The sequence below is a fragment of the Bacillus cereus ATCC 14579 genome (genome assembly GCF_000007825.1).
Taxonomy (GTDB): Bacteria; Bacillota; Bacilli; order Bacillales; family Bacillaceae_G; genus Bacillus_A; species Bacillus_A cereus.
The window spans coordinates 647,168-661,343 of sequence record NC_004722.1; the positions used below are offsets into that span (position 1 = coordinate 647,168).

Consider the following 14,176-nt stretch of genomic DNA (forward strand, 5'->3'; position numbering starts at 1 on the left):
TTTGCCCCTTACTGTTCAGTATTAATCCATCGATAACCTACTCCATACACGGTTTTTAAATGATGATCAATAGGGAAATTTGCTTTTCGCAATTTATCACGTAAATTACGAATATGTGAATCGACTGTGCGATCTTCTGTATTTGTGTTTAACCCCCAAATTCGTTCGATGAGCTGATCACGGTTTAATACGTAGTTCACATGGCGTAAAAATAATCCGAGTAAAGAAAATTCAATTGGTGTGAGAAGGAGTTCTTCATTATGGACAGAAACGAAGTGTTTTGTTTCATCCCATACAATACCGTGATATTGGATTTGTTTATGTTCATTTGTACGTCTTAAAACGGCTTCAATTCTTGCGAAAAGTTCTTCTTCATGGAAAGGTTTCGTTACGTAATCATCGGCTCCAATTTTTAATCCTTGAACGACATCTACTGTTTGATCACGAGCTGTAACCATAATAATAGGAATGTTACTAAAAGATCGGATTTTTTTGCACGTTTCCCATCCGTCCATCTTTGGCATCATAATATCGAGTAAAACAAATTTAAAGTTTTGATTTTCTATATGTAAAATAGCTTCTTCTCCTGAAGTCGCACATACGCAGTTATATCCAATTGGTGTAAGATAAAGCGTTAATAATTCAAGCATTCTCGGTTCATCGTCTACGAGCAGTATATCAATCATAGAGAGCCCTCCATATTTATAATCGTTACTTAAAGTGTAATGCAAAATCATGAAGAAATGGTGCAGATTATGATGTGTCTGCATAATTTCTTCAGAATTGCTTGTTATTGTGGAGTTGAAATTACATTTTAGGTAATCATATTGGCTCAAAAATGATTAATACGGAGGCGGTATAGTGAAAAAAATGACCCGAATTTTTGGGATAACAATAATTACAGCAGTTGGTCTTGCTGCATGCGGACAAACGAATACAGACCATAAAAACCATGAATCTACAAAAGAGAAGAAAACAGAGCAAAAGGAAATGAAAATGAATCAGGAGGTAACGGCGCCAAAAGAAATGAACCAAGGTGCATCTAATGATTTATTAACGACAAGTTTAAAAAATGTAACGAGATTAAACACAAATGATCCTTCGCAAATGGCAGTATTAACTTCGCAAACGATATGGGCAGCAACTCATAAGGAGAACCAGCCAGGTGCTGTTATTTTAGTACCAGCAAGCGAGTGGCAATTAGGTATTGCGAGTGCAGATTTTATTCATCATCCGAATAACGGGCCGATTTTATTTATAGAAAAAGAAAAGATACCGGAAATGACGTTAAAAGAAATAAAACGATTAAATCCAATCGGAACGAAAGATGGAACACAAATTATGGTGATGGGAGATGTAGGTACTAGCGCGCTTGAACAATTAAAAGGTTATAAAGTAAAACAAATAAAAGAAACGGACCCAGCTATATTTGCGAAGGATGTTGATAAGGAGTATGCCGATATAACAGGAAGCTACCCAAATAGTGTTATTATCGGTTCGTCTGCAGAAGAAGGACGTTTATATACAACCCCCGCTGTAAATTGGATTTCTCATATGCCGGAACCACTACTCTATACAGAAAAGAATAAAGTGCCAGAAGCGACAATAGAGGCACTAAAAATGAGAAAAGATAAAGCAAATATATATGTATTAGGGCCAGAAAAAATTGTTTCAAAAGAAGTAGAAAAAGAGCTAAGCAAATACGGGAAAGTAACGCGTATTAGTGGAGAGACCCCTACAGAAAACTCGATTGCGTTCGCTAAATTTAAAGATGAAAAAACAAAATTTGGCTGGGGATTCACAAAACCTGGTCACGGTTTATCATTTGTTTCAAGTAAAACACCAGATTTAGCAGTTGCTGGGGCACCTTTTTCACATATGGGTAAACATGCACCTGTTGTATTATTAGAAGAAGGTAAAGCTTCACAAACAGTGTATGACTTCCTTGCAAGCATTCAGCCGAAGTTTAAAGATGATCCAACACTTGGACCATATAATCACGGTTTCTTATTAGGAAATACGAGTGATATTTCATTTGAAACACAAGGAATACTAGATGAGAGGTTAGAAATTGTTCAGGAAAGTGGTCAAGGACACGGTGGACATTAATGAAATGAGAAAAGATGCTACTAAGGTAGTGTCTTTTTCTTTAGGAAACTTTTACATAGCAAAAAATCTTCTACTCGTTATATAATAGCTTTCGTGCAGTCGGCTAGATTTTCTTATGGAGAAAACCAAATTATAAAGGAGTAGAGGAGTGATACTTTGTTTCAAACGATAAAAAATGACTGGTTTTCTAATGTGAAAGGGGACGTGTTATCAGGAATTGTCGTTGCTTTAGCGTTAATCCCTGAAGCGATAGCCTTCTCTGTTATTGCAGGCGTGGATCCGACAGTTGGACTATACGCAGCCTTTTGTATTGCAGTTACCATTTCATTTGTTGGCGGAAGAACTGGAATGATTTCAGCTGCAACAGGTGCAATGGCATTATTAATGGTAACGCTTGTTAAAGATCATGGTTTGCAATATTTATTTGCTACAACAATATTAACAGGTATTGTCCAGATTATTTTTGGCGTGTTCAAACTGAGCTCATTTATGAAGTTTGTTCCGAAATCTGTTATGAGTGGTTTTTTAAATTCACTTGGAATTTTAGTTTTTACAGCGCAATTGCCACATTTTAAAAATGCAACTTGGCAAATGTATGCACTCGTTGTATTAGGACTTGCAATTATATATTTATTTCCACGTATTACAACGGCTGTACCTTCTACGCTTATTTCAATTATTATTGTGACGAGTATTGCACTTATGAGCGGATTACAGTTGAAAACAGTAGGAGATATGGGAAGCCTGCCGAAAGAATTACCGTTCTTTAGTATTCCTGACGTGCCTTTTACACTTGAGACATTAGGGATTATTTTACCTTATGCAGTTATGCTTGCAATTATCGGTTTACTAGAATCATTATTAACAGCTTCAGTTTTAGATGATATGACGCATACGGAAAGTAATAAGCATAAAGAGGCACGCGGACAAGGGATCGCAAACATTGTTGCTGGTTTCTTCGGAGGAATGGCAGGTTGTGCAATGATCGGTCAATCTGTTATTAATATTAAATCAGGTGGACGAGGTCGCCTATCAACATTTGTAGCGGGCGGATTTTTAATCGTATTACTATTCGTTTTAGGAGATTATGTCGTTCATATTCCGATGGCAGCTTTAGTTGCGGTTATGATTATGGTTTCAATCGGAACGTTTGATTGGAATTCTGTAGCAACGATTCATAAAGTGCCAAAAGGGAACGCATTCGTCATGATCGTAACAGTCGTGGTCGTTCTTATCACTCATAATTTGGGATTAGGTGTAATTATCGGAACAGTAATTAGTGCGGTTTTATTTGCATTCAATATGGCAAAGATTCACGTGAAACATTTATATATTGAAAATAAGAAAATATACGAAATTCACGGTCAACTCTTCTTTGCATCTACAGCAGATTTTATAAATGCTTTTTCATTGGATGAAGGTATAAAAGAAATCGAAATGAACTTTACTCATGCGCACGTATGGGATGATTCGGCAGTGGCATCAATTGATAAAGTTATTATGAAATATGAACAAAGTGGCGTGAAAGTAAGTATAACAGGATTAAATGAACGTAGCTCAAAACTTGTTGCAAATTTAGCTACTTATAATAAAAGAATTGCTAGTTAAAAGCCTCCTTTTTAGGGGGCTTTATTATATAATACGAGTAGGATAACGAAAAGGGGATTCAGCATATGTACAAACAAATTATATTAGCATGTGACGGTTCTGAACATGCACTTCGAGCAGCGGAACATGCAACATATATTGCAAAATGTAGCGAAGAAACAAATGTTGAAGTTGTGTACGTAGTAGATAATAGAACGGCAAAATCAGATATTATACAAGGTCAAACAGATTTAGAAACAATATCAGCTAGTCGAAAAGATAAATTAAAAGAGATTGAAGGTTTATTAAAGAAAGAGAACATTTCTTATACAATTACGATATTACATGGTGATCCTGGAGATACAATTGTTCAATATGTGAATACAGGAGATATAGATCTTGTCATTGCTGGAAGTAGAGGGCTCAATACACTGCAAGAAATGGTGCTGGGAAGTGTAAGTCATAAAATAGCAAAGCGTGTGAAATGTCCAGTGATGATTGTAAAATGAAATAGAATGTAACGAAGATCTTAGTATAACTGAGGTCTTTTTTTATGTATAAATGACTCTTATCTGTGGAAATACTAGATATATAAGTTGAAAAGATGTTAACTTACAAATTTGTAAGTTAGTTGTTAGAGAAATCGATGTTATGAAATTTTTCCCATTGGTAAAATAAAAGTATCAAAGGGGAGATAGGGAGGATGGAAGCAATGAAATCATTTCAAAATTTGTCATATAGCCAAGGTGTCAGTCTTATTTGTTTAGGGGGATTTGCTGCATCTGTTACGTTAGCCGTTTTAATAAAGGTGTTTCATCAAATCTTTTAATCTTATAGTAGGGAAGGAATGGGTTGTTATCATTAGTAGGAACAGCAATGAAAATAAAAAATAGCTCTTAGCATGTATGTAAATGCTAAGAGCTATTTTTATGCTTGTTATATATTATTTAAGCTTGTTTTGATTTTACTGACCCTGTATTTAAAGTAAGAGCAAGGAAGAACATTGCAAGTACGCAAGATGCAAGTAATAAGATGAATCCGCCATCCCATCCGAATGCATCTACGATAAAGCCCATAGCTGCACTAGCGAAAGCTGCTCCGCCTAAGTAACCGAAGAATCCAGTTAAGCCTGCTGCAGTTCCAGCAGCTTTCTTTGGTGCTAAATCTAGAGCGTGTAGACCAATTAACATAACCGGTCCGTAAATTAAAAATCCAATTGCGACAAGTGCGATACTATCAACCATTGGATTACCAGGAGGGTTTAACCAGTAAACAAGAACTGCGATAAATACACCAACCATAAATAGAATACCAGCAGGTGCACGACGTCCTTTAAATAGTTTATCACTCATCCATCCGCAAAGAAGTGTACCTGGAATACCAGCCCATTCATATAGAGCGTAAGCAGTACGTGAGCTACTATGAGTAAAGCTTTTTTCTTCTACTAAATAAGTAGGAGCCCAGTCTACAACGCCGTAACGTACGAAATATACGAAAACGTTCGCAATAGCGATGTACCATAAAAACTTATTGTTTAATACGTATTTAAATAAAATTTCCTTTACTGAAAGTTCGCGTTCGCGATCTTTTACTTTTTCATCTGGTGGATATTCCCCAGTATGTTCTTCAATAGAAGGTAGTCCACAAGATTGAGGTGTATCTTTCATCGTAATTAATACATAAATACCAACTAAAATTGAAAGAATACCTGGGAAGTAAAAAATACTTTTCCAGTCATCTGCGAAGAAGTATAAGCCTAATGTTACAAGGGAAGGCATAAGCGCTCCGCCAACATTATGAGCGACGTTCCAAATAGACATTTTTGTACCACGTTCGCTAATAGAGAACCAGTGAACCATCGTACGACCACAAGGAGGCCATCCCATACCTTGTACCCATCCATTTAAAAACTGAAGTACAAACATAAGTATAATGCTCGTTGTAATGAAAGAAAATGAGCCGAAAATAATATTAATGATACCTGATAAAAATAGCCCAGCTGCTAAAAAGTAGCGAGGATTACAACGATCGGATACGATACCCATAAGAAATTTACTTAATCCGTAAGCAATAGAAACTGCTGAAAGGATAACCCCAAGTTCCCCTTTACTAAAGCCTTGCTCGATTAAGTATGGCATTGCTAGTGAAAAGTTTTTTCGAACAAAGTAGTAGCCTGCATAACCGATGAAGATACCTAAGAATACTTGTAAACGTAATTTACGGTATTCGCTATCAACGCGATCAGCTGGTAAGCGTTCCGCGTGGGGCGCAGGTTTAAATAATTGTGTAAAAAACATAAAATGAAAATCCTCCCCTAATTAATTCGAAGCGTTTTAAGACAGAGAATATAAAAAGGCCATGAAATATAAAAAAGTTTCCTTTTTTATGATTCATAGCCGTGTACTCCGTTTCTCCGTGACTGTCAATATTAACTTCGTTGAAAATTATACAACTTTGTGACAAAAATGTAAACGTTTTTATGAATAAAAGTATTGACGGATTTTGTTCGCGGGATTAATATTTAAATACGTTAAATATTTTATTGTTTAAATAAGAGGTGGATAACATGCCAAATGATATGACGCATATCGATAAAATTCAAGCTCTTGCCTTTTCGATTGGAAAGAAAATGCAGACGGAGTTATTAGAACAAATGCAAGCAACAGGACTTACACCACCGCAGTTTTATATTTTAAAGATTTTAGATCATTATGGGGCTTCAAGAGCGACAACATTAGCAAAAAAGATGTATGTGAAGCCTAGCGCAATTACAGTGATGATTGATCGTCTAATCGATCAAGAACTTGTAGAACGCTATCACGACAAAGATGACCGTCGTGTTGTCATCATCGAGTTAACGAAAAAGGGGAAAGCTAGAGTAGAAGAGGCAATGACAGCTCGCAACGAGCATATTGCAAAATACTTTTCACATTTAGAGTTGCAAGAAAGAGAAGATTTATTACGTCTCTTTGAGAAGTTAGAAACCATTATTTGCGGGACACAAGAGAAAAAAGAGAATAACTAAGAGGAATTGAGGAGATTACATGGAGCAACAAGAAAATCAAAATAGAAAGTTGTTGTTAATCGGTTTAGTAATCGCGATGCTATTTGCTGCATTAGATGGAACAATTGTTGGTACAGCAATGCCACGTATCGTCGGTGACCTAGGCGGATTAAGTTTAATGACATGGTTAACGACAGCTTATATGTTAACATCAACGACAGTTGTACCAATTGCAGGTAAATTAGCGGATTTACTTGGTCGTCGTAACGTATATATAACAGGGCTAGTTATTTTCATGATTGGTTCGGCGTTATGTGGTATGGCGAATGGTATGACAGAATTAATTATTTTCCGTGGTATTCAAGGTCTTGGTGGCGGTATTATGATGCCAATGGCTATGATTATTATTGGAGATATGTTCACGGGAAAAGAACGTGCGAAATGGCAAGGTATTTTTGGTGCGTTATACGGTCTTGCTTCTGTAATTGGACCGCAAGTTGGTGGTTGGATTGTAGATGCAGTGAACTGGAGATGGGTATTCTACATTAACTTACCGGTTGGTATTTTAGCAACAATCTTTATTGCAATGGGATTAAAATCACATAAACAAACAGGACCAATTAAAATTGATATCGCTGGAATCTTTACGATGATTCTAGGTGTTGTAAGTTTATTACTTGCGCTAACGTTTGGCGGAAAAGATTATGCATGGGATTCTTGGCAAATTATCGGTTTATTCGCACTAGCTGTAATTGGTATCGTTAGCTTTGTTATTGTTGAAACGAAAGCTGAAGAGCCGATTTTACCAATGCATTTCTTTAAAAATCGCACATTTACAATACTGAATGCGATTGGATTCTTTATGAGTATTGGAATGTTCGGCGCGATTATGTTCGTACCATTCTTCATGCAAGGTATTGTAGGAGTAAGTGCTGCTGAATCAAGAACAATTATGACTCCAATGATGATTACAATGATTGTAATGAGTATTATCGGTGGGCAACTTGTATTAAAAGTTGGTGTAAAACCACAAATTATCGCAGGTATGCTTATTATGGCCGGTGGTTTTTGGTTATTAACAACGATGGATATGCACACAACGAAGCTTACAGCTACTTCTTATATGATGGTTATCGGTTTAGGAATGGGTCTTGTAATGCCGACATTAACATTAGCGTTACAAGAAAGCTTCCCGAAAAAAGACCTTGGTGTCGTAACGTCATCAAGTCAGTTCTTCCGTCAAATTGGTGGAACATTTGGTATTACAATTTTAGGATCAATTATGAATAACACTTCAGGTACAACGTTAACAAATAAATTAGTACCTGTATTAGATACATTCCCGAAAGAAGCGGGACAAATGGTAACGAAATTTAAAGATATGATTCACACAGATCCACAAGGTTTATATTCGATGCTATTTAGCCCAGAGGCATTAAAACAAATGCCAGAAGCGTTTGCTAACAGCATTGTACCTATTTTGAAAAACTCTTTAGTAGACTCGCTTCATACTGTATTCTTAACAGGATTAGTATTTATCGTAGTAGGTGCCATCTTTACGATTTTCTTACAAAAAATTAAACTATCAGATCGTAAAAAAGATGCTGAAGAGCCTGCTGTTGAAGAAAAAGAAAAAACTGTATCATACTCGTAATGAAGAAGCATCGCCTTATGGCGGTGCTTTTTTGAGTATAACCTTAAAAGCTTTTTAGTGAGAAATGATTGACGTATTTTTAGAAATACGTTATATTATTTTCTGTAAACGGTTACATGAAATGAGGAGAAAAGAGAATGAGTACGATTAAAGACGTTGCGAAATTAGCGGGAGTATCTGTTGCGACCGTTTCCAGAGTTCTAAATAAAAATGGATATGTTCATGAAGATACATTAAAAAAGGTAGAGCGTGCAATAGAGATGTTAGATTATAAGCCTAGTACAGTAGCGCGTTCACTGTATAATAAAAAGTCTCGTTTAATTGGCTTAGTTGTTCCGAATATCGTGAATCCGTTCTTTCCAGAAGTTGCACGTGCCGTAGAAGATGTAGCACATAAACAAGGTTACACAGTTGTTCTTTGTAACTCTGATGAAAGTTTAGAAAAAGAGAAACAATACATTGATGTACTTAGACAAAATAATGTAGATGGATTTATTGTAGCAACGAATCCACAAAATAGTGTTAATTACATGAATTTATCTGTTCCGGTTGTTGCGATTGACCGTATGTTTAATGAGCGTATTCCTACTGTATATGCAGATAACTATGCAGGAAGTCAGGCTGCGACAAAGTTGTTACTAGATAAAGGATGTAAACATATTGCACATATTCGCGGACCACGTGATGTGAGTACTGCAAATGAACGTTTTGAAGGTTTTGTAGACGTTATTACGCAAAATAATCTTTCGTATATGATTGCGGAGAGTACGTTTGAGCCAGCAAATAGTGAGCGTGTAGCGATGGAATTATTAGAAGAATACCCGCATATTGATGGTATTGTTGCTGGGAATGATTTAATTGCGATTGGTATTGTAAAGGCTGCACTTCAAAAGGGGATTGCCATTCCAGATGATTTACAAATTATCGGATTTGATGGCATTTCTTTAACGGAAATGATGTATCCATCTATTACAACAGTTGCACAACCGATATATGAAATGGGGAAAATTGCAACAGAGTTGTTGTTAGAGCAAATGGAAGGAAATACATTAGAAGAGAAACACTATCGTTTGCCAATTGAAATTATAGAACGAAATACAACGAAGTAAGGAGATGAAACAGATGCCAAATATTGCAGTAGTAGGAAGCATTTCAATGGACTTAGTGGCTGTTTCAAAAAAACGGCCGAAAGCAGGAGAAACAGTAATTGGTGAAGCGTTTCATACAATCCCAGGAGGGAAAGGGGCAAACCAAGCAGTTGCTGCAGCTAGGTTAGGAGCAAATGTAGCAATGGTTGGAGCGGTAGGAAATGATGATTATGGAACAGTAGTTAGAAAAAATTTAGAGAACGAACGCATTTTTATCGATTATGTGGTACCGGTTACAGATAGAACGACAGGAATTGCTCATATCGTTTTAGCAGAAGAAGATAACAGTATTGTTGTCGTACAAGGGGCAAATGCTCTTGTAAATAAGTCAGTTGTAGATCGCTCCAAAGACCTTCTTGTAAAAGCGGATATGGTTGTTCTTCAACTAGAAATTCCACTTGAAACAGTAAAATATGTATTGGCTATTTGTGAGGAACATAATATTCCTGTTATGTTGAATCCAGCGCCAGCACAAGTTTTATCAGAAGAAATTTTAGAAAAAGCAACTTATATTACGCCAAATGAACATGAGTGCCGCATCGTATTAGATGATTTTACATCACCAATTGAAGATTTATTGGCGAAGTATCCAAATAAATTATTGATGACAGAAGGTTCTAACGGTGTTCGTTTCCATAATGGAACAGAGATTGTACATGTTCCTAGCATTGCTGTTGATGTAGTGGATACAACTGGAGCTGGTGATACATTTAATGGTGCGTTAGCAGTTGCACTTTCTGAAGGGGAGACACTTCAAAAAGCAATTCGTTTCGCGAATATTGCCGGTGGTCTTTCTGTAACGAAACTTGGGGCACAGGGCGGTATGCCAACGAGAGATCGAGTACGTGAAGTGCAGGTGATTGTTGGATGAAAAAGCATGGTGTATTAAACAGTGAAATCGCGGCAGTCCTTGCTTCACTTGGGCATACAGATACGGTTGTAATTGCTGATTGCGGTTTACCAATTCCTGACGGAGTAAAACGAATTGATTTAGCTGTTGAGATTGGAAAACCGAGTTTTTTAGAGGTGTTACAAGTTGTAGCTGATGATATGGCAATCGAAAAAGTGACGTTAGCAGAAGAAGTCATTATAAATAATGCGGAAGTAAATAAAGAGATCGAACGGAAATTAATAGAGCCAGCATTTGAGTATGTATCTCATGAACAATTTAAAGAGCATACAAAGAAAGCGAAGGCAATTATTCGTACAGGCGAGGCTACGCCTTATGCAAATGTAATTTTACATGCAGGCGTGATTTTTTAATAAAGGGAAGTGATGGGAATGCATATTGAAATGAAAAACATTTCAAAGGCGTTCAATGGCAATCCTGTTTTGAAGAATGCACAGTTTATGATTGAAACAGGAGAAGTCCATGCATTGATGGGGGAAAATGGAGCGGGTAAATCAACGCTCATGAAGATTTTAACAGGTGTATACAAAAAAGATGGTGGGACAATCAAGATTGATGGGCAAGAGCGCACCTTTAAAAATGCGAAAGAAGCTGAAGAGTACGGCATCGCATTTATACATCAAGAACTAAACATATTGCCGAATTTAACAGTAGCTGAAAATATGTTTCTCGGTAAAGAGTTAATGTATGGGAAAACAGGTATTTTACGCACTCGACAAATGAACGCGATTGCGCAGCAGCAACTAGCAGAGCTAGGGCTGCATGTAAGAGGCGCTATGTTAGCAGAGGAATTATCGGTTGGACAACAGCAAATTATCGAAATTGCGAAAGCATTAATGACAAACGCGAGCGTTATTATTATGGATGAACCTACTGCGGCACTGACGGATCGTGAAATCGAAACGCTCTTTACAGTAATCAATAAGTTACGTAAAGAAGGTGTTTCATTCGTGTACATTTCGCATCGTATGGAAGAGATTTTCTCAATATGTGATGCTATTACGATTTTGCGTGATGGAGAATACGTGGGAAAGAGATTAATTCCAGAAACATCATTTGATGAAGTAGTGAGTATGATGGTGGGGCGCAGCATTGGTGAACGTTACCCAGAGCGAAATAGTCAAATTGGTGATGTCATTTTTGAAATGCGTAATGGAACGAAGAAAGGGAAATTTGAAAATGTTTCGTTTCAAGTGAGGAAAGGTGAAATCCTTGGTGTAGCTGGTTTGATGGGGGCTGGTCGCACTGATATTATGAAAGCGATATTTGGTTATGAACCTTTAGACTCTGGACAAATTTTTATAAATGGACAAGAAGTAAAGATTGATAGTCCAATAGATGCAATTAGACAAAGAATTGCTTTCATTACAGAAGATAGAAAGTCTGAAGGATTAGTGTTAGATTTTTCAATTCGAGAAAATTTAGCTTTACCGAATTTAGAAAATCTTTCAAAGGGAAGTGTTCTAAGCAATGAGCTAGAACAACAGTTTACAGAGGATATGATGAAGCTTCTTAATGTGAAAGCATCTAGCGGGGAGCAGGCAGTGAAATCTCTTTCTGGTGGAAATCAGCAAAAGATTGTAATCGCAAAATGGCTAGGCATTCATCCACAATTACTCATTTTAGATGAGCCAACAAGAGGTGTTGATGTTGGAGCGAAAAAAGAAATTTACTCTATTATGAATAAGCTTACAGAGCAAGGCGATGCCGTTATTATGGTATCATCTGAGCTTCCGGAAGTTTTAGGGATGAGTGATCGAGTTCTTGTTATTCATGAAGGAAAAGTCGGCGGAATTTTAGGGAAAGATGAGGCATCACAAGAGTCTATTATGGCACTAGCTACAGGGGGAGAGTAAGGATGGCTAAGAAGGGGAATGTATTACAACAACTCGGTTCTTTAATCGGTTTAGTATTAATTATCGTCGTAATTACAGCTTTAAATCCAGCGTTCATTGAAATTCCAAATTTATTTAATATACTGCGTCAAGTATCGATTAATGCGCTTATTGCATTTGGAATGACCTTCGTAATTTTAACAGGGGGTATTGACTTATCGGTAGGTTCTATTTTAGCATTATCAAGTGCACTTGTTGCTGGAATGATGGCAAGTGGCATGGATCCGTTCCTTGCAATGGCAGTTGGACTATTAGCAGGTCTTGTAATGGGAATTGTAAACGGTATCATCATTGCGAAAGGAAAAGTAGCTCCATTTATTGCAACTTTAGCAACAATGACTATTTTTCGTGGGTTGACGCTTGTTTATATGGACGGACGTCCGATCACTGGTCTTGGTGATCATTTAATGTTCCAAATGTTTGGCCGCGGTTATTTTCTTGGTATTCCGGTACCAGCTGTTACAATGATGATCGCTTTCGCAGTACTGTACTTCATTTTGAAGAAAACGACATTTGGTCGCCGTACATTTGCAATTGGTGGAAATGAAGAAGCAGCAGCACTATCAGGTATTAATGTTACGAGAATTAAAGTAATGATTTACGGTCTTTCCGGAATTTTGGCAGCGCTTGCAGGTATTGTCTTAACGTCACGATTAGATTCTGCACAGCCGACTGCAGGTACTTCTTATGAATTAGATGCAATTGCAGCAGTTGTATTAGGTGGAACAAGTCTTTCTGGGGGAAGAGGATGGATTGTTGGTACATTCATCGGTGTACTTATTATCGGTGTACTAAATAACGGTTTAAATTTATTAGGTGTATCTTCTTTCTTCCAACAAGTTGTAAAAGGACTTGTAATCTTATTAGCTGTATTAATTGATCGTAGAAAAGAAGCGTAATGGAGGGACAGTTCATGAAGAAATGGTTACTTATACTCGTTGCATGTATTATGGTCATTACTGCTGGTTGTTCAATGGAACCGCCAGAATGGGCAAAGGATTCTAGCGATAAAGGTCGAAATAAAACTATTAAAGTTGGATTCTCTGTTTCAACTTTAAATAATCCCTTCTTTGTAACTTTGAAAAAGGGGGCAGAAAAGAAAGCGAAAGATAGTGGCATCGAATTGATTGCTGTTGATGCGCAAAATGATGCAGCAAAGCAAACGAACGATGTTGAAGATTTAATTCAAAAGGTGTCGATGTAGTTGTTATTAATCCGACCGATTCAGATGCTGTTGCTTCAGCAGTAAGTGCAGCAAACGCAGCAAATGTTCCTGTTATTACAGTAGACCGCGTTGCGAATTCAGGTAAGGTTGTTTCTCACATTGCATCTAATAATATCGAAGGTGGTCAAATGGCTAGTGATTACATTCGTGAATTAGTCGGCGAAGGAGCAAACGTTGCTGAGTTAGAAGGAATCCCTGGATCGTCTGCTGCTCGTGAACGTGGGAAAGGATTCCATAACGTAGCCGATAAGTCTTTAAAAGTAGTTGCCAAACAAGCGGCTGATTTTGATAGAGCGAAAGGATTATCTGTTATGGAAAACATTTTGCAAGCAAATAGCGATATTAAAGCCGTGTTTGCTCATAACGACGAGATGGCATTAGGTGCACTTGAAGCATTGAAGTCTGCTGGAAAAACAGATGTAGTAGTTGTTGGATTTGATGCAACAGAAGATGCTGTGAAAGCGGTTAACGATGGGCGTATGGCTGCAACAGTCGCTCAAAAACCAGAATTAATCGGAGAGAAGGCGATGCAAACAGCAAAAGAGATAACACAAGGTAAAAAAGTGGACAAATCTATTCCGATTGAATTAGAGCTTATTAAGAAAAATAAATAAATATAAAATGAAAATTAGGAAGGAAGAACA

General features: G+C 37.1%; 13 protein-coding genes and 1 pseudogene. 12 read left to right on the forward strand and 2 right to left on the reverse strand.

The features are described from left to right. Positions 1 to 8: 8 nt before the first annotated feature. Positions 9 to 686 carry a response regulator transcription factor gene (locus BC_RS03265; protein WP_000565469.1) on the reverse strand — a complete coding sequence of 226 codons (678 nt, stop codon included), beginning with the start codon at positions 684 to 686 and terminating at the stop codon, positions 9 to 11. A 175-nt stretch (positions 687 to 861) separates the two neighbouring features. On the opposite strand from BC_RS03265, the gene BC_RS03270 reads away from it, so the two are divergent. The 4 genes from BC_RS03270 to BC_RS03285 all read left to right on the forward strand — a co-directional run bounded on the left by BC_RS03270 (position 862) and on the right by BC_RS03285 (position 4,525). Beyond that, complete coding sequence (locus BC_RS03270; RefSeq protein WP_000738877.1) at positions 862 to 2,109, forward strand: hypothetical protein; 1,248 nt, start codon at positions 862 to 864, stop codon at positions 2,107 to 2,109. 156 nt (positions 2,110 to 2,265) lie between these two features. Beyond that, complete coding sequence (locus tag BC_RS03275) at positions 2,266 to 3,717, forward strand: SulP family inorganic anion transporter (protein ID WP_000487894.1); 1,452 nt, start codon at positions 2,266 to 2,268, stop codon at positions 3,715 to 3,717. Positions 3,718 to 3,782: 65 nt separating this feature from the next. Continuing rightward, complete coding sequence (locus BC_RS03280; protein WP_000277999.1) at positions 3,783 to 4,205, forward strand: universal stress protein; 423 nt, start codon at positions 3,783 to 3,785, stop codon at positions 4,203 to 4,205. Between the two features lie 203 nt (positions 4,206 to 4,408). Further along, entirely contained in the window at positions 4,409 to 4,525 is a 117-nt protein-coding gene (locus BC_RS03285; protein WP_000834733.1) for a DUF4027 family protein, read from the forward strand. A gap of 118 nt (positions 4,526 to 4,643) precedes the next feature. Here BC_RS03285 and glpT read toward each other — a convergent pair whose 3' ends face one another. Further along, positions 4,644 to 5,993 (reverse strand): glycerol-3-phosphate transporter, encoded by a 1,350-nt coding sequence (gene glpT / locus BC_RS03290; RefSeq protein WP_000466385.1) that lies wholly within the window; start codon positions 5,991 to 5,993, stop codon positions 4,644 to 4,646. Positions 5,994 to 6,262: 269 nt separating this feature from the next. Between glpT and BC_RS03295 the strand changes: the two genes are divergently transcribed. The 8 genes and pseudogenes from BC_RS03295 (at position 6,263) to rbsB (ending at position 14,146) form a co-directional block, all read left to right on the forward strand. Then, positions 6,263 to 6,721, forward strand: coding sequence for a MarR family winged helix-turn-helix transcriptional regulator (locus BC_RS03295; protein ID WP_001132365.1), 459 nt, complete (start codon positions 6,263 to 6,265; stop codon positions 6,719 to 6,721). Between the two features lie 19 nt (positions 6,722 to 6,740). Beyond that, positions 6,741 to 8,354, forward strand: a complete 1,614-nt coding sequence (locus BC_RS03300; RefSeq protein WP_000437649.1) for an MDR family MFS transporter — start codon at positions 6,741 to 6,743, stop codon at positions 8,352 to 8,354. Between the two features lie 137 nt (positions 8,355 to 8,491). Further along, complete coding sequence (rbsR, locus tag BC_RS03305; RefSeq protein ID WP_000104051.1) at positions 8,492 to 9,463, forward strand: ribose operon transcriptional repressor RbsR; 972 nt, start codon at positions 8,492 to 8,494, stop codon at positions 9,461 to 9,463. A gap of 13 nt (positions 9,464 to 9,476) precedes the next feature. Next, positions 9,477 to 10,373, forward strand: coding sequence for a ribokinase (rbsK, locus tag BC_RS03310; RefSeq protein ID WP_001132865.1), 897 nt, complete (start codon positions 9,477 to 9,479; stop codon positions 10,371 to 10,373). Beyond that, positions 10,370 to 10,765 carry a D-ribose pyranase gene (gene rbsD / locus BC_RS03315; protein WP_000716152.1) on the forward strand — a complete coding sequence of 132 codons (396 nt, stop codon included), beginning with the start codon at positions 10,370 to 10,372 and terminating at the stop codon, positions 10,763 to 10,765. The genes rbsK and rbsD overlap by 4 nt, the downstream gene beginning before the upstream one ends. A gap of 18 nt (positions 10,766 to 10,783) precedes the next feature. Continuing rightward, the gene (gene rbsA / locus BC_RS03320; protein WP_000546778.1) at positions 10,784 to 12,268 is read left to right on the forward strand and encodes a ribose ABC transporter ATP-binding protein RbsA; all 1,485 of its coding nucleotides are present in this window, start codon (positions 10,784 to 10,786) and stop codon (positions 12,266 to 12,268) included. 2 nt (positions 12,269 to 12,270) lie between these two features. Further along, positions 12,271 to 13,206 (forward strand): ABC transporter permease subunit, encoded by a 936-nt coding sequence (locus tag BC_RS03325; protein WP_001074641.1) that lies wholly within the window; start codon positions 12,271 to 12,273, stop codon positions 13,204 to 13,206. 14 nt (positions 13,207 to 13,220) lie between these two features. Next, a pseudogene (gene rbsB / locus BC_RS03330) lies at positions 13,221 to 14,146 on the forward strand (ribose ABC transporter substrate-binding protein RbsB). Positions 14,147 to 14,176 lie beyond the last annotated feature (30 nt).